This window comes from Frondihabitans sp. PAMC 28766 (assembly GCF_001577365.1).
Classification (GTDB): Bacteria; Actinomycetota; Actinomycetes; order Actinomycetales; family Microbacteriaceae; genus Frondihabitans.
Genome location: NZ_CP014513.1, coordinates 2,016,188 through 2,037,448, shown reverse-complemented (window position 1 = coordinate 2,037,448; position 21,261 = coordinate 2,016,188). Strand labels below are relative to the sequence as shown.

Below are 21,261 nucleotides of genomic sequence, written 5' to 3'. Positions count from 1 at the left end.
GGCAGGATGCCATGGCATCCTGCCCTCTCGGACTCGCGTCAGGTGTCGCTACGCGTGGTCGTGACCCTCGTGGTCGCTGTGGTCGTGACCGGTGTGGTCCTCTCCGTCTTCGTAACCACCAGCGCCGGAGACAGCGGTGAACGCCGAGATGTCGACGTCGGCACCCTTGTCGTCTTTCACCGTGGCCTGCGACAACACGACGGCCAGAGCCTTCGAGCGTGCGACCTCGCCGACCATGGCCGGGATCTGGCCGTTCTGGTCGAGCACCTTGATGAACTCGCCGGGCTCCATGCCGTACTGAGCGGCGCCCTGGATGAGGTACTGGGTGAGCTCGTCCTGCTCGACCTTGACCTCTTCTTTCTCGGCGATGGCGTCGAGGAGGATCTGGTTGCGGAAGGCGACCTCGCTGCTCTCTTTCACCTCGGCGCGGTGCACGTCGTCTTCGAGGCGGTTCTCTTGCTCGAGGTGACGGTGAACTTCGTCTTCGACGAGCTTCTCGGGGACGGGGATCTCGACCTTCTCGAGCAGCTTCTCGACGACCTGGTCGCGCGCCTGAGCGCCCTGACCGAAGGTCTTCGAGCGGCCGAGCTGCTCTTTGAGGTCGGCCTTCAGCTCGTCGATGGTGTCGAACTGGCTGGCGATCTGAGCGAAGTCGTCGTCGGCCTCGGGCAGCTCGCGCTCTTTGACGGCGGTCACCGTGACCGCGATGAGAGCGGTCTCGCCCTCGCGGTCGCCACCGAGCAGCGTCGACTCGAACGTGGTGTTCTCACCCGCGGTGAGCGAGTCGAGGGCCTCGTCGATGCCCTCGATCAGGTCGCCCGAGCCGATCTCGTACGAGATGCCCTTGGCGTTGTCGACCTCGTCGTCGCCGATGGTGGCGGTGAGGTCGATCTGAGCGAAGTCGCCCGTCTTGGCCGGGCGGTCGACGGTGATGAGCGTGCCGAAGCGCGTGCGCAGGTTCGTCAGCTCTTCGTCGACCTCGTCGTCGGTGATGTCGACCGAGTCGACGGTGAGCTCGAGGTTCTTGTAGTCGGGCAGGTCGAACTGGGGGCGCACGTCGACCTCGATGGCGAGGAGGAGGTCGCCGGTGAAGTCCTTGGCGTTCGGCCACTCGACGACGTCTGCCTCGGGGCGGCCCAGCGGGCGCAGCTCGACCTCTTCGACGGCGGCGCGGTAGAAGGTGTCCATGCTCTCGTTGACTGCGTGGTTCAGCACCTCTTCACGGCCGACGCGCTGGTCGATGATGGGCGGCGGAACCTTGCCCTTGCGGAACCCGGGGATCTGCACCTGCTCGGCGATGTGGCCGTAGGCGTGGGTGATGCCGGGCTTGAGGTCGTCGGGGCTCACCGCGATGTTGAGCTTGACGCGCGTGGGGCTGAGCTGCTCAACCGTGGTCTTGACCAATGTGGTGTTTCTCCTGTGTCGATACGGATCTCGGAACGATTGCAGTCGGGGCGACAGGACTCGAACCTGCGATCTTCCGCCCCCAAAACGGACGCGCTAGCCACTACGCTACGCCCCGGTCGAACTGGCGCTGTGCCTCGAAAGGCGTGCCGGCCGTATCGCTGCATCCCCGTTGAGGTCGAGGTCGAAATGGCCTCGTGAAGTCTAGCCCGTCCAAGGCCCGCGAAACTGAGCGGCCGCGAGAATGCCCTATGCTGGACTCCGCACACTGGGCTTCTGGCCCGGTGCTGCGGGGATGTAGCTCAATGGTAGAGCCTCAGTCTTCCAAACTGATCACGCGGGTTCGATTCCCGTCATCCCCTCTCACTAGTTACGCGGATCGAGGCCGATTCAGGCTCACCATCCAATTGCGTCGCCCTCCAAGACCCCTCCATCGGGGTTCCTGTATGTCAGCAGGACAACTGATGACTTCTCGTATAACCACCGAGGAGATACCTAGGCCCGCCGAGTTTCCAAAGTCCACTCTTGAGCAGTCGATGAAGCTGCCCGAGGCTCTTCAAAAAAACGGCGGCCATGTTCAAAGAGGAATCGATCAAACTGGCTAGTAACTTCAGCGGCACCGGTTACATCTCATTCGAGAAAGACAAGTTGGACGCAAAAACCAACGAGCTGCTTCGCGAACTGATCGCTATGAAAATCCTTCGCCTGGCAGTCGATTGACGATCACGCCTCCGCGACGTAGGCCTCGAACCGGGCAATTTGCTCGTTGTAGTCGCTTGGGTCCAGGTGGGCGTAGATGCCGTCGGTGGTGCTGACGGAGGCGTGCCCCATCCACCGGCTGACCTCGTAAGGCTTGAACCCAGCGGCGAGCATCATCGACGCGTACGTGTGCCGCAAGTCGTGGAAGCGCATCTCCGACATGCCCAGCGCCGTCACCGCGGGCGACACGAAGTACCTCCGCACCGCTCCAACGTCGACGGGTCGAGTCCAATCCAGCGCGTGGGAGCCGTGAGCGATGGCCGGCCAGAAAAGCGCGTCCGGGTCGCCGGAGTTCGGGTGTGTCAGGAGGAGCTTGCGGAGCTCCAAGGTCGTCGCCCGGTTCAGCAAGGGCACGTTGCGGGTGGAGCGCTTCGACTTCGGGGTGCCGTAGGTCCAGTCCCCGCAATGCGCTTCAAGGTTTGGCGGACCTCCACGTGGCCCGCCGCGAGGTTCATGTCGCGGATGTGGAGCCCAGCAATCTCCGCCGCTCGGAGCCCCGTCTGCGCCGCAAACCGCACCAGGAGCCCCAGCGGGTGGGTGTCGTCGAGCTCGGTGGCGAGGGCTTCCACCTGCGCCGCCGTGAGGAACACCGGCGCCAACTTCTCCGCGCTGCCCGCCTTAGGCGACTCGACCCAAGAGCATTAGGGTCCGCAACGCCGACAACCTCGAATTTCGGGCTCCAGGCCGTGCCTCGCGAGCTCGACGGCGACGTGTGAGACTGACCGCATGTCGCGACAGCGGGGCTTGCTGCCTTGGAGGACTCACGCAGGTGCTCGGTGGTGTCTACACGTCGCTCTGGTTCCTCCGGCACCGTCGAAACGGCCGCAACCGGAGCAACTGACGCACCCCTCCGATCACGCCCGGCGCGTGTGGCGCTCTTCCACCTCTTCCGCCCCGCCGAACTGCCCCAGCAGATTCGGTACCCGTCGTCCCCTGCCTGACAGCCGTCGGCTCGCAAACACAGCGACTCCCTGCGAGAAGACGCAGGGAGTTGCTGTGTTTGCCGGTGGGCGGTGACCGCCGGTGAGTCGGGCAGGATCCTGCGGGCTAACCGGGCCTGTCCGGCCGATACGCAGTCCGCATCGACCTCGGCAGCCGGTAGTCGATGAGACCCGCGCTCACGAGCAGGATGATCATGATCGGCAATGCGACCGTGAAGAGAGGCAGGGGCCCCACGCGAAGATGGCTCGAGAAGATCACCAGACCCGCGATCTGAATGCACACCCCAACGGCCACCACCGCACACGCGAGCCAGATGAGAATGCGACTCGGCCCCATCTGGCGCGACTTCGGGAATGCACTGGCGACTTCGGCCGGCGGCGGCATCTCGTCTGCTGTAGCCAGATCACCCTCCAGAGCCGCAAGACGCGCGAGTTCATCGCTCACGAGGTCCTCAGAGGCCCCGCGTTGTCGGAGGTGAAAAGCGACCTGTCGAACGTAAGCCGCCTGCATCTCAGAAGAATCCCTTGAGGAGGTCGTAGAGCGTCGAGACGGAGAGGTCACCGGCGAGGAATCGGATGGGCGCGGGAACCTAGCGCCAGGCCGTATTAAAGGCTGAGTAGCCCTTCTTGATGGCCTTTCCCAGCGAGCTGAACAGACCGGGCACCCTCTTGATCGCCGCGACGATCACACTTGCGAGCCCTTTTCTCGTCTCAGGAACGGGCGTCGATGGGGAGGCTGGCTCGGAAGGGAGGACGGGACGGATCTCGGCGGAACTCGACCCGACATCCGCCGTGATGTTCGAGGTGGAGACACTTGCGTGTCCAACGGAAACGGACGGGGAGGCCGCTAGCGCGGGCGTCACCCCGACTCCCGAGATAAGAGAGCCCGCCACGATGGCGGTGAGAACAGATCGACGGATTCGCATGATGAAGGCCCTTCTCGAAAAGTGGCAGCCATTGCCCCGGCCTCATTCACCCATTAAGAACTCTTGATGTCAACCCGACATTTTTCTCCCATCAGCTCCTGACTGAGGGGGACGCGCCATCAGCGCACGGGCGAGCGCAAAAACGACAACTCCCTGCGAAAGACAGCAGGGAGTTGTCGTTTTTGCAAGCGCGAGCGCCAGCGGGGCTACTGCGAGACGTGCGCCGAGAGGAACCAGCGGTCCCTGTCGAGGCCGCGGGCGATCTCGATGGCGACGTCCTGCGACGGTGGCATCGATCTGCTCACTGAGCCTTCTGATCGGACGTGCGGAGGCCGGGTCGGCCGGGCGTGAGGAGCCGAGTGGACAAGTCTGTCGAGTGTCGCTACTCTGTGAATTCAACATCAGGAGCCTGATGTTTCACTTAAAGAGTAGAAACTCACATGACGATTAGTTTCACCCGCCGCACCGCCATGATCGCGACGATGGCCGTTCTCGCTGCGACCGTCCCGCTGTCGATGCCGACTACGGCCCAGGCAGCGTCCGCGACCTCCCACGCAGTCGTCTCGATCTCCGCATCCTCCCGGCTGACCGAGAACGACATGGACATGACGGCAGCACTTTCTCTGCTGGAGTCGATCCCCGATTCAGTTCTCCTCGCCGGCGATGAGGCCACCCGGCAGTGGACGAAGGAGAACCACCCGGAAAGCTTGAAAGAGACGCGAGGAAGCATCCTCGCCTGCACCGCAGCCATCGCAACCCTCATCGCTACGACCGCGATTCCAGCCGCGAAGATCCTCAAGATCAAGAAGCTGATCACTGCGGGCGGCGGAGTGGCCAAGGTGGTCAAGCTCTACTGGGGCGCCTCGTTCAACTACGAAAAGATTCGAGCCATCGGCGGCGCGGCCGGCGCGCTGGCACTTGAGATCGTGGGTGACACCGCCATCAAGAAGGGCTGTTTCTGATGGCGCGAGCGCTGCTCCTGATGGCGGGAGCGGGCGGGGCCGTCTACTACGGCCTGACGCTCGGGCTGTACGCGGCTGTACCCGTCCTACTGTGCAGCGTCCTCTTCGTGGCGCCACGGCGCAACCCGCGTCCCGTGCCCGAGGTGATGGGCGACCTCGACCCTCGCGCGATCAAGCGATACCGGGTCGAGCACCCAGGAGTCGGCATCCTCGAGGCCGCGGAGGCCCTGAGCCGGACAGGCTGACCGAACGAGGCCGGGCGCGAAGGCGCCGGGCGCGAGGCGCGTACTACTGCGAAACGTGCGCCGACAGGAACCAGCGGTCCTTGTCGAGGCCGCGCGCGATCTCGATCGCGACGTCCTGCGACGAGGCGTCGATCTCGCCGAGCTCGTCGATCGCGGTCTGCACCGAGGCGCGGGCCGAGTCGATCTGCGCGACGATGCCGGCGACGGTGGCGTCGATCTGCTGGAACCCCGGCTTGAGGGCTGGGTTGGTCGTGGTCGCGGCGACGGTCTCGAGGCGGCCGTCGACCGGGAGGCCGAGGGCCACGATCCGCTCGGCGGCGAGGTCGGCGTACTCCTGCGCGTGGTCGACGACCTCGTCGAGCAGCTCGTGCACGGCGATGAAGCTGATGCCGCGGACGTGCCAGTGCGCCTGCTTGCCGTTGACGGCGAGGGCGGTGAGGTTCGTGACGACGGGGGTGAGGAACTGGGCGGTTGCGGCTGCGACGTCGGGGTCGACGGAGCTCTGGGTGACGGTGACGTGCGTGGCGTCGGACATGGAGCCTCTTTCCCTTGCGATTTCGGTCTTGGTGCACCCAACGCTAGAGGTCTGAGAGAATTCCGCAAGCAAGCTGAGGCTCGGCTAACGAAGGCAAGGCTGGGCTCAGCCGGCTTCGGTCGACGAGACGATCTGCAGGATGGCGTCACGGTATTCGCGACCGACGATCTTGTAGCCGGCCGTCGTCGGGTGGATGCCGTCGTTCGAGATGCCGGCCTGGTAGACGAGGCCGTCGCGGGCGAAGCCCCACGGGTCGGTGAAGTTCCAGTGCTTGACGCGCACGAACTTCTCGAGCTGCCGTTCGTAGACGGCGGCGCCCTCGGGGTCGTGGTTGTAGGGCGGGATCGCCCCGATGATGACCTTCTTCGGCTTGATCGTGTCGACGATCTGCTCGTAATACTTCGCAGCCTGCGCGAAGGGGATGTGCAGGCGCACGTTGTTGGTGCCCGACATCAGCACGAGCACGTCGACGTCTTTGATGGGCGTGACGTGCGCGGCCTCGATCTGCGTGGTCGTGCCGCCCATGGCCCAGCCGCCGACCCACTTGATGCCGTCGCCTTCGGCGTAGGTCATCCAGGTGTCCTGGTCGAGGCCGTCCTGCGGGATGATGCGAGCGCCGCCGGCCGTCAACGAGTCGCCGACGATCGCGACGCGCACAGGATCCGAGGCCGTCCCGAGGGCGGACGCCGGATCGGTCACCGCCGTGCTGCCCGTCGGCGTCGGGGCCTTGATGTCGGGCGCCGTGGTCGACGACGTCGACTCGGCGCGGGGCTCGGAGGGCTGGGCGTTGGAGCAGCCGACGAGAGCGACGAGTGCGGCTGTCGCCAGAAGGCCGACGAGGGCAGTCTTCACGGGGCGCATCCGACCATTATCCCCTGCGCCGTCCGGAGGATCCTGACGCCTGTTGTTCAGTAGCGTGTGAGCCATGACGACGCCCACCCTGACGACGGCGCACCGCTCGGCCCTTCGGCGCATGACGATGCGCGACCCGTCGGAGCCACACCGCGCGGCGTCGTCGCTCGAACTGCTCTTCGACCTCGTCTTCGTGGTCGGCGTCTCGTTCGCGTCGCAGTCGCTGCACCACTCGATGCAGCAGGGGCACGTCGCGGCAGCGGTGCTGGCGTACGTCATGGCGTTCTTCGGCCTGTGGTGGGCGTGGATGAACTTCACCTGGTTCGCGACGTCGTTCGACACGGACGACTGGCTGTACCGCCTGGCGACGGGGGTGCAGATGGGCGGTGCGCTCACCTACGCCGCGGGGCTCCCGGCTTTGACGAACATCGACCACCCGAGCTACGTGCTCGGGGTGACCGGCTACATCATCATGCGGCTGCCGATGGCCTTCCAGTGGTTCCGCGCCGCGTACAGCTACCCGGCCACGCGCCGGACGACGTTGCGCTACGGCTTCGGCATCATCGTCGTGCAGTGCTACTGGGTGCTGCTGCTCGTCGCGCCCGCCGACCTCAAGGTGCCGACGTTCTTCTTCGGCATCGTGCTCGAGCTTCTGGTGCCGGTGTCCGCCGAGTCGGCGGGCCGCACCGCGTGGCACCTGCACCACATCACCGAGCGCTACGGCCTGTTCACGCTCATCGTGCTCGGCGAGTCGATCCTGGCTTCCAGCGACGCCGTGGTCGAGGTGGGGCAGTCGACGCGCCACCTGCCCGAGCTCGTGCTGCTCGGGGCGTCGTCGCTCGTGATCATCGTGTGCTTCTGGTGGATCTACTTCGCCTTCCCTCAGCACAGCCTTCTGACGAATATCCGCACGGCGCTCGGCTGGGGCTACGGCCACTACGTGGTGTTCGCGTCGGCGGCCGCCCTTTCGGCGGGGATCGAGATCGCCCTCAACGAGGAGGCGGGCGACGTGCACCTCTCCCCCGCCGGGGCCGCGGCGACGCTCGCCGTGCCGTGCGCGGTCTACCTCTTCTTCGTGTGGTTCCTGGTGCTGCGGCGCCAGTCGTCGCGCCTCGTCAACACCGTGGTGCCCGCTCTCGCCGTGTCGCTCGCGCTCGCGTCGTTCGCCCCGCACTCTCTGCAGGTGGTGGCCGCTCTGATGGTCGCAGCAGTCGTCGTGGTGGTGTCGGGGCGCGGGCGCAGGTCGGCGACGTAGCATCCGCTCATGACACACGAGCCGGGGGCGAAACGCGACGAGACCAGGATCCGGGTGCAGCCCTGGATCCTGCATCTCGCGCGACGCGAGGTCTGGCTCGCGATCATCGCCCCGACGTGGCCCCGCGGTTATCTGCGCCTCCTCGGCGCCGCCGGCATCGTCGAGGGTCTCTTCCTCATGCTGATGGACACGCAGGTGCCGATCCTCGCCGTCGCGCTGCCGTGTCTCGTGGCCGGCGTGCTCGTCTTCGCGCTGACCTTCGTGCGGCGCCGCGTTCGCTAGCAGCTTCCGTCCCCTCCTGATCCTTACCTTTCCGGCCCAGCCGGGCAGCCCCGGCGGTGAGGGTCTGCCGAAAAGGTAAGACCTCGCGCCGCGAGGGCTGGGGCAGCCGCCCGAGTGCCGGCGAAGCGGGCCTTGAGCCGGAGGGCAGGCCGCTCGACGGCGAGGTAGGTGGCCGTCGCGAGTGCCGTCGAGACGACGAGCACGATGCACGTCTGCAGCAGGTACACGCCCCACCCGCCGCCGAGAGGCCCGAACCAGTGCTGCATCGCCCGCACGACCGGCATGTGCCAGAGGTAGAGGCTGTACGACACGAGGCCGAGACCGCGCAGCACCGGCGACTCGAGCACGCGCCCGACCGGCCCGACGCTGCCGCGAGTCGATGGCAGCAGGATCGCGACGACGAGCGCTGCGAACCCGGCCCCGACGAGATCCGCGACGACCGTGCCCCGGTGATCGCCCACGAAGACCGTCAGTGCCGCGACCGCGACGAGCACGGCCGATGCTTCAGCCACGACGTATCCGCGCATTCCCCACTGCCCTCGGCGCGCGGCGATGATCACCAGTGCGGAGATCATGCCCAGAGCAAAGAGGTCGGCCTGCATCAGCAGGCTGCGGCTGACGACGGAAGGGATGTCGGCCGACCAGCCTCGCGCACCGCCGGGCACGTGCCTCATCGAGGCGGCCCAGAGGTGCCCGGCCGCCCCGATCCCGGCCATCGCGACGACCGGCACGAGAACGCGCAGCCCTCCGCGAGCGCGGAGCCATTCGGGAGCACTGGCGTTCCGCGTCGGCACGACCCGGCCTGCGAGCCAGGCCAGCACCGGCAGAAGGGCATAGAACGTGAGCTCGACCGTCAGAGTCCACGACACCTCGAGCCCTGTGCGCAGCGTCGACGGCTGGTACGAGTGCAGCAGCGTCGCGTCCATCACCAGCTCGCCGACCGAGAGCCGCCCCACTCCCCTCGGCCGCACGAACGACAGGCCGAACACGACGTCGGTGACGAGCAGGATCACGAGATAGGCCGGCCAGATTCGCAGGATCCGCGAGAACGCATACTGTCGCAGACCCGGCAGAGGCCGCCCGTCGATGAGCCGTTCGGCGAACCCGAGGAAGAGCAGGAAGCCGGAGAGCACGAAGAAGAGCGTGAGGCCCTGGTGAAGCAGATCGACGAGGAGCGGTGCCCGGCGATGAATGTCGGGCGACAGCACGTTCGACACGTGGTAGCAGAGCACCGACGCCGCTGCGAGGCCGCGGAGACCGTCGAGGCCGACGAGATGGACACGGGAAGAAACCATGTCTGATATTTTTCATAACGAGCAGGTCGTTGTCTTCAGCCAGAGGTGCCCACTCGCACCCCCAGGAGGACGAGGTCTCTCAGTCGCAAGGCTAGAGCGCGCTGTGCGTGAACCGGCCGCCGAGCAGGGTGGCATCGACCGCCATGTCGCGGAGGGCCTCGGTCGACTCGGCCGCCAACGGGTCGGCGACGAGCACAGCCAGGTCGGCGACACTGCCCACGGCGACGGACGAGCGGCCGTCGGTGGAGGCGGCGAGCGCCACCGCGGCCGAGACCCGCTGCGCAGGATGCCACGGCTCCCGCCCGTCACGAGACCGCGTCACCGCCGCTGAGATCGCCACCCACGGGTCGAGGGGCGCGACGGGGGCGTCCGAGCCGAGCCTCAGCGCCACCCCGGCAGCTTCGAGGGTCTCGAGCGCGAAGGCACGATCCGTCCGGCCGGGCCAGTAGACCTCGGCGATGTCGCGGTCGTCCATGGCGTGCTCAGGCTGGACGCTGGCCGTCACGCCGAGGCGAGCGAACCGGGCGACGTCGGCCCAGCGCAGCAGCTGCGCGTGCTCGATCGTGCCCCTGCAGCCGACCCGCTCGTAGGCGTCGAGAGCGAGGGTGTTCGCGTGGTCTCCGATGGCGTGCACGGCGGGCACGAGACCGGCACCGCTCGCGCGCGACATCAGGGCGACGAGTTCGTCGAGCGTGAAAGTCGGCAGCCCGACGCCCCCGGCGCGGCCGTCGACCATCGGATACGGATCGTGACAGTACGCAGTCCGTGTGTTGAGCGACCCGTCGGTGATCACCTTGAACGGGCCCATCTCGACGAGCCCATCCGTGCCCGGCAGGATGTCGCCGGTGCGGAGGCCTCTGGCGATCACGATGTCGAGGTCGCTCGGGTAGACCCCGCAGCGCACCCGCAGCTGGTCGATGCCGTCTCCGACGCGGGTCGTCCAGGCGCCGAGCGAGAGCGTCATCTCGAGGTCGACGACGCCGACGACTCCCCTCGTGGCGGCGGCCTTCGCGGCATCCGCGACCCAGTCGTCCATGCGTGTGCTGTCGACGGCCGTGATCGCAGTGCTCGCGTCGAACGCCGCCTGTTCGCGCAGGAGCCCCGTCGGGGAGGCCTCGGGCGGCAGGCCGATCAGCGCCAGCCCCGCCGAGTTCAGCCAGACGGCGTGCAGATCGGCGCTGACGAGGGCGACGGGCACGGCCTCGCCCAGGGCAGCACCGGCCGCGTCCAGGAGGACGAGGTCGGGGGCATCGGGCCACAGGGCGTCGCGGAAGCCGTAGCCGACCAACAGGTCGCGGTCTGCGGGGCGGCCCTCGCGGATCCTGCGCGCCACCAGATCGGCAGCCTCGCGGGCCGAGCCGGCCGACGAGACGTCGAGGCGCTGGCGGACGAGTGCCCACTGCTCCATGTGCACGTGGTTGTCCCAGAGGCCCGGGGCGACGAAACGGCCGTCGAGGTCGACCACCTGGGCCGGGCCCGGAGCGATGCCCTGCGCGAGGGCCGAGACGAGGCCGTCTTCGAGCAGGATGTCGGTCGGCTGGCCGTCGCGACCCACGAGCCGGGCGTTGCGCAGCAGCAGCGACGGCTGCGGGGCCCCGCTCATCGCGGGTGGACCCGCTTCATCTCCTCGGCGAGGGCCGGGTTGCTGTAGACGTCGCCGCTCTCGAGGGCGTCGATGATGCGGTCGACCACCTCGGGGCCTTTGTTCTGGCTGAGCTTCAGGCGGGCGTCGAAGCGGGCGACCCGCATCCTGATGCCGACGGTGCCTCGTGCCACGCCCCGAGCTCCTGCGTCGTCGAGCTGGAGCGAGACCGGTTCGGGCATGCGCTGCTCGAAGTGGTCGACGAGCTCGCCGAGCACCCGGAAGTTCTCGTCGTCGGAGAGGATCTCGGGGGTGCCGTAGAGGTGCGCGGTGACGTGGTTCCAAGTCGGGATGATCTGACCCTCGGGGTACCAGTTGGGCGAGATGTAGCCGTGCGGGCCCTGGACGATCACGAGCGTCTCGTGCTGGCCCAGCTCGTGCAGCTGCTCGTCGGGGCGGCCGACGTGGCTGACGATCGAGATGACGTCGTCTGCGGTGTCTTCGAGGATCACCGGGTAGTGCGACGCGACGAGGCCGGCTGCGGTGTTCGAGACGATCGTGGCCCACGGATTCTCGCGGATGAGGCGTTTGACCTCGGCTGCGTCTTCGAGGAGGAAGTGCGGTGTGTAGCGCATAAAGCTAAGCCTGACAGACGGGGCACCAATACAGCTTTCGGCCGGCGGCTTCTTCCATCAGGATGTTGGTGCCGCAGACCCGGCAGGGCAGGCCCTCGCGGTGGTAGACCCAGTGGCGGTCGTCGCGGCTCGTGAGCGCCGCGGCGTAGGCCTTCTTCGAGAGGCCCTCCATCGTCATCATCTGGCCGAGCTTGACGCCGCTCCTCAGCAGCTTCGACCAGTCTTTGTAGATCGCGCGAACCGTCTCTTCGGGCACCTCGTTGCCGGGGGTGTACGGGTTGAGCTTGGCGCGGAAGAGAAGCTCGGCGCGATACACGTTGCCGATGCCGCTGACGACCGACTGGTCCATCAACAGCAGGCCGATCACGGTCTTGGTCTTGTGCACGCGCTCGAAGAACCGGTCGGCGCCCTTCTTGGGCGAGTCGACCAGGGGGTCGGGGCCCAGCCTCGCGATCGTGGCATCGACCTCGTCGGCGGTCTGCACCTCGCACTTGGTCGGGCCGCGCAGGTCGGCGACGACGGTCTCGGCCAGGATGCGCACGCGAACGGCGCCCACAGGATCGGGCGGGAACGCCTCCAGGTCGACGTCGTCTTCGCGTTTCTCCTGCTCGGCCATGCGCATGCGCGCGGCGCTCACGGGTTTGCCGATGCGGACCATGGCGGGCTGGGTCTTCCGGGCTTTGCGGGGAGCGCCGATGCTCTTCCAGGAGTCTTCGCCAGCGTCGTCTTCGACGTGCTCGTCGGTGCCGCGCATGTTCGTCTGGCCCATCCGGCCGTTGGCGCTCTTCGTGGTGGGGTCGAGCGAGAAGTCGCCGGCGAAATCCCACGAGCCGTAGAGGCCGAGGTGCACGGTCAGGTAGAGGCCGTTGTCGAACTGCAGGAACATCTGCTTGCCGACGGCCTTGGCGTCGATCATGGTGGCGCCGTCGAGCTTCTTAGCGCCGGGCGCGAAGCGACCCTGCGGGGAGGAGACGGCGACGCGCTTGCCGACGAAGCTCGCCTCGAACTGGTTGGCGATGCGGTGGACGGAATGACCTTCAGGCACGCGATCACGCTACCCCGGGTCACCGACATGCGAACTCAGGTGAAGGGATGGCCCTTGATCTCGCCGGTCTGCTCGTACTCGGCCAGCTGCGCGATCCTGCGCTCGTGGCGCTCTTCGAACGAGAACGGCGTCTTGATGAATTCGTCGATGAGGGCGATCGCCTCGTCTTCGGTGTGCTGGCGGGCGCCGATCGCGACGACGTTGGCGTCGTTGTGCTGTCGGGCGAGCTGGGCTGTGGCGGTGCTCCAGGCGAGGGCGGCGCGGATGCCCTCGACCTCGTTGGCGGCGATCTGCTCGCCGTTGCCCGATCCGCCGAAGACCACGCCGAGGGACTCGAGGCCAGCCTTCTGGTCGGCGATGACCGCGCGGGCGGCCGAGATGCAGAACGACGGGTAGTCGTCGAGCGGCTCGTACGTCTGGGGTCCGTGGTCGGTGACCTCGTGCCCCTGGGCCTCGAGGTGCTTGATCAGGGTCTGGGCAAACTCGAGGCCGGCATGGTCGGTGGCAACGTGGATCCGCATGCCTCAAATCCTATTGCTGTCGCCTCTCTCAGACGCTCAATCGAAGATCGGGCCTCTTGTGCGAGAGCGCTTCAGCTCGAAGAAGCCGTCGTACGACGCCGCGGCGACAACGCCGTCCCAGAGGGTCGCAGCCGTCTCGCCCTTCGGCGCCGGGCTGATGACGGGGCCGAAGAACGCCGTGCCGTTGACCGCGATGACGGGGGTGCCGACATCCTGCCCCACGCGGTTGATGCCGTCTTCGTGGCTGGCGCGCATCTGGGCGTCGAACTCGTCACTGTCGGCGTACTTGGCGAAGTCGGCGGGGAGGCCCACCTCCGCGAGGGACGCGGCGATGACGCCGTCCTGGTCGTCCTTCTGGCCCTCGACGTGGATGCGGGTGCCGAGCGCGTCGTAGAGCGGCTTGACGATCTCCTGGCCGTGCAGCTCGCTGGCGGCCGTGACGAGGCGGGTGTAGCGGATGAGCATGGTCAGGACAGCAGGATCGAAGCCTTCGCGGCCTTCGTTCAGCAGCCCGAGGCTCATCACATGGAAGGTCACGTCGAGGTTGCGCAGCTTCGCCACCTCGTCCATCCAGCGGCTCGTCATCCACGCCCACGGGCACGACGGGTCGAACCAGAATTCGACGGCTGTCGCGGTGCTCGACGAACCTGCAACGTCGTCGGAAGTTAGTGTGTCGGTCATGGGTTGAGCCTAGAACCCGCAGGCTTCCCCGCGCCCCTCCCGAGAGAAGATCACATGTCGACCCAAGCTCCGTACGAGCCCACCGCCGTCGCGGAGGGCTCCGTCCCCCGCGGCATCGAGGCCAACGGTGTCAACGCCATCGATGAGAGCGAGCGCAAGGGCTCGCCCCGGCAGCTGTTCTGGCCGTGGTTCGCAGCGAACGTGTCGGTGCTGGGCATCGGGTACGGGGCCTACCTGCTCTTCTTCGGGGTCTCGTTCTGGCAGGCCGTGATCGTCGGCGCACTCGGAATCGTCATCTCGTTCTTGTTCTGCGGCTTCATCGCGCTGGCCGGCAAGCGGGGCAACGCACCGACGATGACTCTCGGCCGGGCGGCGTTCGGGGTGAACGGCAACAAGGTGCCGTCGATCATCTCGTGGGTGCTCACCGTCGGGTGGGAGACCGCGCTGACCTCGCTCGCCGTCCTGGCGACCGCGACGGTGTTCGAGAAGCTCGGCGCGGGCGGCGGCGACGTGACGAAGGTCATCGCCCTGATCGTCGTGGCTGCGCTCGTCGTCTTCGGCGGCATCCTCGGCTTCGACTTCCTGATGCGGCTGCAGAAATGGATCACTGTCGCCACCGGCGTGCTGACCGTCGTCTATATCGTCCTGACCTTCCACCGCATCGACTTCCACGCCGTCATGGCTCTGCCGAGCGGCGCTCTGCCCGCGGTGATCGGCGGCTTCGTCTTCATGATGACGGGCTTCGGCCTCGGCTGGGTCAATGCGGCTGCCGACTACTCGCGGTACCTTCCGCGCAAGTCGTCGAGTGGTGGCGTGATCTGGTGGACCACCTTCGGGTCGTCGATCGCCCCCGTGATCCTGCTGGTCTTCGGCCTGCTGCTGGCCGGCTCGTCGAAGTCGCTCTTCGCGGCCATCAACGACGACCCCATCGGTGCGCTGGCGACCCTCGTGCCGACGTGGTTCCTGATCCCGTTCGCCCTCGTCGCGATCCTGGGCCTCGTCGGTGGGTCGGTGATGAACATCTACTCGTCGGGCTTCTCGCTGCTGAACGCCGGCCTCAAGATCCCCCGCTACGCGGCCGCATCGGTCGACGGCGTCGTCATGATCGCGGGAACGATCTACGTCGCCTTCTTCGCGACCTCGTTCGTCGTGCCGTTCCAGGGCTTCCTGATCACGCTCGGCGTGCCGATCGCGGCGTGGGCGGGGATCTTCCTGGCCGACGTTCAATTGCGTCGCAAAGATTATGCAACCGCCGACCTGTTCGACAAGAGCGGGCGGTACGGCAGCGTCCAGTGGGTGACGATCGGCCTCATCGTGCTCGGCACCATCATCGGCTGGGGTCTGGTCGAGAACGGCTACGCGTCGTGGCTCGGCTGGCAGGGCTACTTCCTCTTCGGCCTGAAGGCGCAGTGGGGCGGCGCGAACCTCGGTGTGCTGGCGGCACTGCTGATCGGCTACCTGGGCACGATCCTGTTCATGCGGCCCGTCATCCGGCAGCAGGAGGGCGTGCTGCAGCTCGACCGGGACATCGTGTGACGGAACCTGGCGAGCCTGCACCCGCGCCTGCGCCCGCGCCCGCACGTGCGCCCGCGCCGCTGTCGTTCGCGACGCCGCCGTGGCTCGTGGTCGTCGACATGCAGCGCATCTTCGGCGAGCCCTGCAGCGAGTGGTTCACCCCCGACTACGAGACGGCGAGCGCAGGATCCACGCGCTTGCGTCCTGCGTTCGGCTCACGCGTCGCCCTGACTCGCTTCGTGGCCCCGGCCGAGCCCTCGGGCGCGTGGATCCCCTACTACCAGGACTGGCCGTTCGCGCTGGTGCCCGAGTCGGATCCGCTGTACGAGCTGATGCCGGAGTTTTCCGTCGCGTCGCCGGCCGGCGACGCGACCGTCATCACGCGCGAGACGTTCGGCAAGTGGGACGCCGCCACGTCTTCCGCCCTCGGCGCGCCGACGGACATCGTGCTGACCGGCGTCTCGACCGACTGCTGCGTGCTCTCGACGGCGCTGGCCGCCGCCGACGCCGGCGTCCGAGTGCGGGTCGTCGCCGACGCCTGCGCCGGGCTGAGCGACCTCGACCACCAGCGCGCCCTCGACATGATGGCGCTCTACGCGCCGCTCGTCGAGGTCACCACCGTCGACGAGGTGCTCGCCGCCCTGTAGTGGCGCCTGAGGCTATGAGCCCGTTCTTCCGCAAAGCGCCGTGACTAGTTCGGGCATTTTGCTCGCGTTCGGACTCATGCCTCACTTGACGTTGCAACTATCGATAAGGATTCAACGTCTGCATCCGTGAGGTCTTCACGGAACGCCGCGATCGCCTTCGGTCTCGACGCGGGCCGGATCTTCGGCAGGAGACGCTTCAGATACGCGATCGCCCACCGGCGCCTCCAGGCGACCGGATCGGCATCGTGTATCTCGCACTCGCGACTCCATGCGGCGTACCAGACCGCGGCGCGCTCCTTGCCCTCCGCGGACGCGTGGTCGCCCGCGTTCACGGCGTCGTTGAGCAGCTGGAGCCCGTCGTGGACCAGTTCCTCCGGGCCGTAGAAGGCGAGGCGCTCGTCGATGTAATCCCGAGCTGCGGCCCGAGACAGCCGACCTCCGAGGTACGCCTCCCATGTGGTGATGAGCTCGAGCCGGAGCTCGTGCGGCTGGTACGTCACGACATCAGCCTACGAGTGAGCCGCGGGCCTGGGGATAACCCGAGCGAGGGCTACACGCGCCGGTAGTGTTGATGAGGGCCAGAAGCCCGGGCCGACGACGGCCGAACCGTTACCTCAGGAGGAGCACCAGTGCCAGGAGAGAACCTCACCCGGATCGAGGCGCAAGAGCGCAAGAGCATCCTCGACGTCGAGTCGTACGTGGTCGATCTCGACCTGACGCGGGGCGACGAGGTCTTCGGCAGCACGACCACGGTCACGTTCGACGCGACCGAGGGGGCCTCCACCTTCATCGACGCCTTCACGCGCACCGTCCACTCGATCACGCTGAACGGGGCGGCCCTCGACGCTGCGACGGTCAGCGACGGCATCCGCATCCAGCTCGACGGGCTCGCCGCGCACAACGTGCTCACCGTCGTCGCCGACGCCGAGTACACGAACACCGGCGAGGGCCTGCACCGCTTCGTCGACCCGGTCGACGGCGAGGTCTACCTCTACTCGCAGTTCGAGGTGCCCGACAGCCGCCGAGTGTTCGCGGTCTTCGAGCAGCCCGACCTCAAGGCGACGTTCCAGTTCACGATCACGGCGCCTTCGCGCTGGGAGGTCGTGTCGAACTCGATCACGCCCGAGCCGACCGTCGACGGAGACAAGGCGACCTACGAGTTCGCACCGACCCCGATCCTGTCGAGCTACATCACCGCGATCGTCGCCGGCCCGTACGACGTCGTGCGCTCCGCTCTGACGTCGTCGGACGGCCGCGAGATCCCCCTCGGCATCTTCACGCGCAAGTCGCTGTCGGAGTTCATGGACGCCGACTACATCTTCGACAAGACCCGCCAGGGCTTCGCCTACTACGAAGAGAAGTTCGACTACCCCTACCCGTTCGACAAGTACGACCAGCTCTTCGTGCCCGAGTTCAATGCCGGGGCGATGGAGAACGCGGGCGCGGTCACGTTCACCGAGACCTACGTCTTCCGCAGCAAGGTGACCGACGCGATCAAGGAGCGCCGGGTCGTCACGATCCTGCACGAGCTCGCGCACATGTGGTTCGGCGACCTCGTCACCATGAAGTGGTGGAACGACCTCTGGCTGAACGAGTCGTTCGCCGAGTGGGCGTCGACCATCTCGACGGCAGAGGCCACCGAGTGGACCGAGGCGTGGACGACCTTCCAGGCCATGGAGAAGAGTTGGGCCTACCGCCAGGACCAGCTGCCCTCGACGCACCCGGTCGTCGCCACGATCAACGACCTCGAAGACGTGCAGGTCAACTTCGACGGCATCACCTACGCCAAGGGCGGGTCGGTGCTGAAGCAGCTGGTCGCCTGGGTCGGCATCGACGCCTTCTACGCCGGCGTCGCCGCGTACTTCAAAAAGCATCACCACTCGAACACCGAGCTGTCGGATCTGCTCGCCGAACTCGAGGTCACCAGTGGCCGCGAGCTGACGAGCTGGTCGAAGCTGTGGCTCGAGACGGCCGGAGTCAACACTCTGCGCCCCGAGATCGAGACCGACGGCGACCTCATCACGAAGTTCACGATCGTGCAGACAGCCCCGGCCGACTACCCGACGATCCGCCCGCACCGCCTCGCCATCGGCCTCTACGACCTCACCGGCGCAGGCCCCATCGCCGAGGACGCGCTCGAGCGCACCCACCGCGTCGAGATCGACGTCGACGGCGAGCGCACCGAGGTGCCCGACCTCGTCGGCCTGGCCAAGTCGGCCCTCGTGCTCGTGAACGACGACGACCTCGCCTACGCGAAGGTCCGTCTCGACGAGGGCTCGCTAGCGACCGCGATCCAACACCTGTCGAAGATCAAGAGCCCGCTGGCCCGGGCGCTCGTCTGGGGGTCGGTCTGGGATGCCACGCGCGACGCCGAGACGCCCGCCTCGGCCTACGTCGACCTCGTGCTCTCGAACATCGCGACCGAGACCGAGTCGACCACCATCCGCACGACGCTGTCGCAGCTGCTGCAGGCCGCGCGCTCGTACGTCGCCCCCGCCAAACGCGCCGAGACGATCACTCGCGTCGGAGACGCGCTCTGGTCGCTCGCGCAGGCGGCCGAGGCCGGCACCGACGCGCAGTTCCAGTTCGTGAAGTTCTTCGCCGCGATCCCCTCCACCGAGGCTCACGGCGACGCCCTCCAGGGTCTGATCGATGGCAGCATCACGCTCGACGGCCTCGTGATCGACACCGACCTTCGCTGGGAGCTGCTCGAGGGCCTCGTGCTCGTCGCCCGCGCCGGTGCTGCTGAGATCGACGCCGCCCTCGAGGCGGACAACACGGCCAACGGTGCCCAGTCGGCGGCTCGCGCTCGCGCGACCATCCCGACGAGCGAGGCGAAGCTCGCGGCGTTCGCGTCGATCGTCGACGCGGCCGACAAGCCGAACGCCATCGTGCGCTCGACCGCCATGGGCTTCCAGCACACGAACGACCCGGCGATCCTCGAGCCCGTCGTGGCGCGATACTTCGAGTCGCTGACCGGCATCTGGGAGTCGCGCAGCTACCACATCGCCGACACGCTCGTGTCGGGGCTCTACCCGGCAGGCCTCGCGAACGAGGCGCTCGTCGCGGCTGCCACCGACTGGCTCGGCACAAACCCCGACACCCCCGCGCTGCGACGCATCGTGGCCGAGAGTGTCGCCGGCACCGAGCGGGCGCTGCGCGTGCAGGCCGCCGACAGCTGATCCTGCGGTCTGATCGGAGTCCGGTCGATTTCGCGCAAAACGGCGGGTTCACACCGACCGTTCTGACGGAAATCGACCGGACTTCTCTCGTCACGTGGTCGGGGAGCGTGCCGGGCGCATTCGGCCCACGCCGAGCGCGCGGTCAGGGTTCGGATCGTCTCCGCACCTAGCATGGTTCGGATGATCCTCCACCTCCAGGCCGCTGCCACCCCGACCTCCACCGGCGTCCCAGCCGCGGTCGCCGCGGGGGCCAAAGACTTCTGGACGGTCTGGCACGTCCCGATCACTGTCGCGGCGATCGTCCTCGGCGCGATCATCCTCCGCGTCATCGCCCTGATCGTGATCCGCCGCGTCGTCGACCAGATCGTCAGCGGCGTGAAGAAGAAGCAGCACGTCGACGACACCCAAGCCCTCGTCGCATCCCCTCTGCAGGCCGTCCGGGTCGTGCAGCGCACGCGCACCCTCGGCAGCGTGCTGCAGAACGTCGTCACCGTCGTGCTCGTCGTGATCGCACTGACCAGCATCCTGAGCGAGCTCGACGTCAGCGTCGTCGGCCTCGTCAGCGCCGCAGGCGTCATCGCCGCCGGCCTCGCGTTCGGCGCGCAGAGCGTCGTCAAAGACATGCTGTCGGGGCTGTTCATGGTGGCCGAGGATCAGCTCGGGGTCGGCGACATCGTCGACGTCGGGTTGGCGACGGGCATGGTCGAGTCGGTCGGCATCCGTGTCACGCAGGTGCGCGACGTGAACGGGACGCTGTGGTTCGTGCCGAACGGGCAGATCCTGCGCGTGGGCAACATGTCGCAGGGCTGGTCACGCGTCGTGCTCGACACGGCTGTGCCGTACGACGTCGACATCGACGAGGTCGAGGCGGCGATGCTGAAGACCGCGACGGCGCTCGCGACCGAGCCGCGCTGGAAGACGCGCATCGTCGAGAAGCCCGAGCTGTGGGGCCTCGAGTCGATCTCGGAGTCGGCTCTGGTCATCCGCCTGGTCGTCCGGACCCGCTCGGCCGAGAAGGACAACGTGGCGCGCGAGCTGCGCATGCGCATCAAGAGAGCCATGGACGAGATGGACATCACGCTGCCCTCTCTGACGAGCGTCGTGCTGACAGGATTCGACGAGGCCACCTCCGTGCGCGGCGCACGCCCCGTCGAGACGGCCCCGGTGCCCGTGACGAAGGGGCGCGGGCGGAGGCCCGCGGCCGGTCCGGCTGCGACTCCGACGTCTAGAGCCGCTGCGGCCACGAAGCCGATTCCGAGCGGGCGGCAGGATCCGAGGTCCGTCCCGCAGCCTCCCGCACCCGGCTCCGCTCAGGCACCCGGCTCCGCTCAGGCACCCGGCTCAGAGCAGGCACCCGGGTCCGAGCAGGCACCCGGGTCCGCGCAGGGGCCGGGCCCGCGGATCAACGTGCCGCCGCCGGGGGCGCCGGGGCCGGTGCCTCCGAAGCAGTCTCGTGCGCCGCGCGCGCCTCGCCCGTCGGGAGAGGATGGGGCATGACCGACGCGAGCACTCCCGATCCTGCCGCCTCGCCCGAGCGCCCGTCGCTCGGCCTGGGGCCGGCCTCCGCGCAACCGGTCACCGTGCGGGGCGGGCTCGGCGACGACGCCGCCCAGGGCAACTTCTGGCGGCAGATCGGCGGGCGGCCGACGTTCGAACGACTCGTGCGGACGTTCTACGCGGGCGTGCAGACCGACCCGCTGATCTGGCCGATGTACCCGCAGGATGACCTCGAAGGGGCGATTCAGAGGCTCACCGGGTTTCTCGAGCAGTACTGGGGCGGGCCGACGACGTACAGCGACGAGCGCGGGCACCCGCGCCTGCGCATGCGGCACCAGCCCTTCACGATCACCCCGGCCGCCCGCGACCGGTGGCTCGTGCACATGCGCGAGGCCGTCGACTCGCTCGGCTTGAGCCCGCTCGACGACGCGACCCTGTGGGGCTACCTCGAGCGGGCCGCCCACGCGATGGTCAACAGCTTCGGCGAGTAGCCCTGCGGG

Annotated in this window: 23 protein-coding genes and 2 tRNA genes; 11 read left to right on the top strand and 14 right to left on the bottom strand. The window is 67.6% G+C overall.

Annotated elements, in window-relative coordinates; all coding sequences use genetic code 11:
• Positions 1-48 precede the first annotated feature (48 nt).
• On the bottom strand, positions 49-1,404 hold the full coding sequence (gene tig, locus AX769_RS09925) for a trigger factor (RefSeq protein WP_066278727.1): 1,356 nt from the start codon (positions 1,402-1,404) through the stop codon (positions 49-51).
• A 45-nt stretch (positions 1,405-1,449) separates the two neighbouring features.
• Positions 1,450-1,522 (bottom strand) — tRNA-Pro (locus AX769_RS09920).
• A 173-nt stretch (positions 1,523-1,695) separates the two neighbouring features.
• Here AX769_RS09920 and AX769_RS09915 point away from each other — a divergent pair.
• Together AX769_RS09915 and AX769_RS23875 are read left to right on the top strand one after the other, a co-directional pair.
• Positions 1,696-1,766 (top strand) — tRNA-Gly (locus AX769_RS09915).
• 211 nt (positions 1,767-1,977) lie between these two features.
• Positions 1,978-2,124, top strand: a complete 147-nt coding sequence (locus AX769_RS23875; RefSeq protein ID WP_157887552.1) for a hypothetical protein — start codon at positions 1,978-1,980, stop codon at positions 2,122-2,124.
• 3 nt (positions 2,125-2,127) lie between these two features.
• Here the strand turns inward: AX769_RS23875 and AX769_RS25700 are convergent, their stop codons facing one another.
• From AX769_RS25700 to AX769_RS09900, 3 genes are all read right to left on the bottom strand, one after another.
• Positions 2,128-2,517, bottom strand: a complete 390-nt coding sequence (locus AX769_RS25700; protein ID WP_066278725.1) for a tyrosine-type recombinase/integrase — start codon at positions 2,515-2,517, stop codon at positions 2,128-2,130.
• The gene (locus AX769_RS25990) at positions 2,505-2,732 is read right to left on the bottom strand and encodes a hypothetical protein (RefSeq protein ID WP_369824096.1); all 228 of its coding nucleotides are present in this window, start codon (positions 2,730-2,732) and stop codon (positions 2,505-2,507) included. The genes AX769_RS25700 and AX769_RS25990 overlap by 13 nt, the downstream gene beginning before the upstream one ends.
• A gap of 478 nt (positions 2,733-3,210) precedes the next feature.
• On the bottom strand, positions 3,211-3,549 hold the full coding sequence (locus AX769_RS09900) for a hypothetical protein (RefSeq protein WP_157887550.1): 339 nt from the start codon (positions 3,547-3,549) through the stop codon (positions 3,211-3,213).
• A 963-nt stretch (positions 3,550-4,512) separates the two neighbouring features.
• Between AX769_RS09900 and AX769_RS09895 the strand changes: the two genes are divergently transcribed.
• Both AX769_RS09895 and AX769_RS09890 read left to right on the top strand, forming a co-directional pair.
• Positions 4,513-4,992, top strand: coding sequence for a hypothetical protein (locus AX769_RS09895; protein WP_157887549.1), 480 nt, complete (start codon positions 4,513-4,515; stop codon positions 4,990-4,992).
• Entirely contained in the window at positions 4,992-5,237 is a 246-nt protein-coding gene (locus tag AX769_RS09890; RefSeq protein WP_066278710.1) for a hypothetical protein, read from the top strand. The genes AX769_RS09895 and AX769_RS09890 overlap by 1 nt, the downstream gene beginning before the upstream one ends.
• A gap of 43 nt (positions 5,238-5,280) precedes the next feature.
• On the opposite strand, the gene AX769_RS09885 is transcribed toward AX769_RS09890, so the two are convergent.
• Positions 5,281-5,772 (bottom strand): Dps family protein, encoded by a 492-nt coding sequence (locus tag AX769_RS09885; protein ID WP_066278708.1) that lies wholly within the window; start codon positions 5,770-5,772, stop codon positions 5,281-5,283.
• A gap of 105 nt (positions 5,773-5,877) precedes the next feature.
• The gene (locus AX769_RS09880) at positions 5,878-6,624 is read right to left on the bottom strand and encodes an SGNH/GDSL hydrolase family protein (protein ID WP_157887548.1); all 747 of its coding nucleotides are present in this window, start codon (positions 6,622-6,624) and stop codon (positions 5,878-5,880) included.
• Positions 6,625-6,697: 73 nt separating this feature from the next.
• Between AX769_RS09880 and AX769_RS09875 the strand changes: the two genes are divergently transcribed.
• Both AX769_RS09875 and AX769_RS09870 read left to right on the top strand, forming a co-directional pair.
• On the top strand, positions 6,698-7,879 hold the full coding sequence (locus AX769_RS09875; protein ID WP_066278702.1) for a low temperature requirement protein A: 1,182 nt from the start codon (positions 6,698-6,700) through the stop codon (positions 7,877-7,879).
• Positions 7,880-7,888: 9 nt separating this feature from the next.
• Complete coding sequence (locus AX769_RS09870) at positions 7,889-8,161, top strand: hypothetical protein (protein WP_066278700.1); 273 nt, start codon at positions 7,889-7,891, stop codon at positions 8,159-8,161.
• Positions 8,162-8,184: 23 nt separating this feature from the next.
• Here the strand turns inward: AX769_RS09870 and AX769_RS09865 are convergent, their stop codons facing one another.
• The 6 genes from AX769_RS09865 to AX769_RS09840 all read right to left on the bottom strand — a co-directional run bounded on the left by AX769_RS09865 (position 8,185) and on the right by AX769_RS09840 (position 13,920).
• Entirely contained in the window at positions 8,185-9,456 is a 1,272-nt protein-coding gene (locus AX769_RS09865) for an acyltransferase (RefSeq protein ID WP_066278697.1), read from the bottom strand.
• A 91-nt stretch (positions 9,457-9,547) separates the two neighbouring features.
• On the bottom strand, positions 9,548-11,059 hold the full coding sequence (locus AX769_RS09860) for an amidohydrolase (RefSeq protein WP_066278694.1): 1,512 nt from the start codon (positions 11,057-11,059) through the stop codon (positions 9,548-9,550).
• Positions 11,056-11,673: an FMN-binding negative transcriptional regulator gene (locus tag AX769_RS09855; protein ID WP_066278691.1), complete on the bottom strand. Its 618-nt coding sequence runs from the start codon at positions 11,671-11,673 to the stop codon at positions 11,056-11,058. The genes AX769_RS09860 and AX769_RS09855 overlap by 4 nt, the downstream gene beginning before the upstream one ends.
• Before the next feature lie 4 nt (positions 11,674-11,677).
• Positions 11,678-12,718, bottom strand: a complete 1,041-nt coding sequence (locus AX769_RS09850; RefSeq protein ID WP_066278689.1) for an Fpg/Nei family DNA glycosylase — start codon at positions 12,716-12,718, stop codon at positions 11,678-11,680.
• 35 nt (positions 12,719-12,753) lie between these two features.
• Positions 12,754-13,239, bottom strand: coding sequence for a ribose-5-phosphate isomerase (locus AX769_RS09845; protein WP_066278686.1), 486 nt, complete (start codon positions 13,237-13,239; stop codon positions 12,754-12,756).
• Positions 13,240-13,275: 36 nt separating this feature from the next.
• Complete coding sequence (locus tag AX769_RS09840) at positions 13,276-13,920, bottom strand: DsbA family protein (RefSeq protein ID WP_066278684.1); 645 nt, start codon at positions 13,918-13,920, stop codon at positions 13,276-13,278.
• Between the two features lie 54 nt (positions 13,921-13,974).
• Here AX769_RS09840 and AX769_RS09835 point away from each other — a divergent pair, with 54 nt between their 5' ends.
• Both AX769_RS09835 and AX769_RS09830 read left to right on the top strand, forming a co-directional pair.
• Positions 13,975-15,456, top strand: coding sequence for a cytosine permease (locus AX769_RS09835; protein ID WP_066278680.1), 1,482 nt, complete (start codon positions 13,975-13,977; stop codon positions 15,454-15,456).
• Positions 15,453-16,082, top strand: a complete 630-nt coding sequence (locus tag AX769_RS09830; protein ID WP_239452000.1) for a cysteine hydrolase family protein — start codon at positions 15,453-15,455, stop codon at positions 16,080-16,082. The genes AX769_RS09835 and AX769_RS09830 overlap by 4 nt, the downstream gene beginning before the upstream one ends.
• A gap of 74 nt (positions 16,083-16,156) precedes the next feature.
• On the opposite strand, the gene AX769_RS09825 is transcribed toward AX769_RS09830, so the two are convergent.
• On the bottom strand, positions 16,157-16,582 hold the full coding sequence (locus AX769_RS09825; protein ID WP_066278676.1) for a hypothetical protein: 426 nt from the start codon (positions 16,580-16,582) through the stop codon (positions 16,157-16,159).
• Positions 16,583-16,711: 129 nt separating this feature from the next.
• Between AX769_RS09825 and pepN the strand changes: the two genes are divergently transcribed.
• The 3 genes from pepN to AX769_RS09810 all read left to right on the top strand — a co-directional run bounded on the left by pepN (position 16,712) and on the right by AX769_RS09810 (position 21,252).
• Positions 16,712-19,264 carry an aminopeptidase N gene (gene pepN / locus AX769_RS09820; RefSeq protein WP_066278674.1) on the top strand — a complete coding sequence of 851 codons (2,553 nt, stop codon included), beginning with the start codon at positions 16,712-16,714 and terminating at the stop codon, positions 19,262-19,264.
• A 180-nt stretch (positions 19,265-19,444) separates the two neighbouring features.
• Positions 19,445-20,761 carry a mechanosensitive ion channel family protein gene (locus AX769_RS09815; RefSeq protein ID WP_066278671.1) on the top strand — a complete coding sequence of 439 codons (1,317 nt, stop codon included), beginning with the start codon at positions 19,445-19,447 and terminating at the stop codon, positions 20,759-20,761.
• On the top strand, positions 20,758-21,252 hold the full coding sequence (locus AX769_RS09810) for a globin (RefSeq protein WP_082763662.1): 495 nt from the start codon (positions 20,758-20,760) through the stop codon (positions 21,250-21,252). Before AX769_RS09815 ends, AX769_RS09810 begins: the two co-directional genes overlap by 4 nt.
• Positions 21,253-21,261 lie beyond the last annotated feature (9 nt).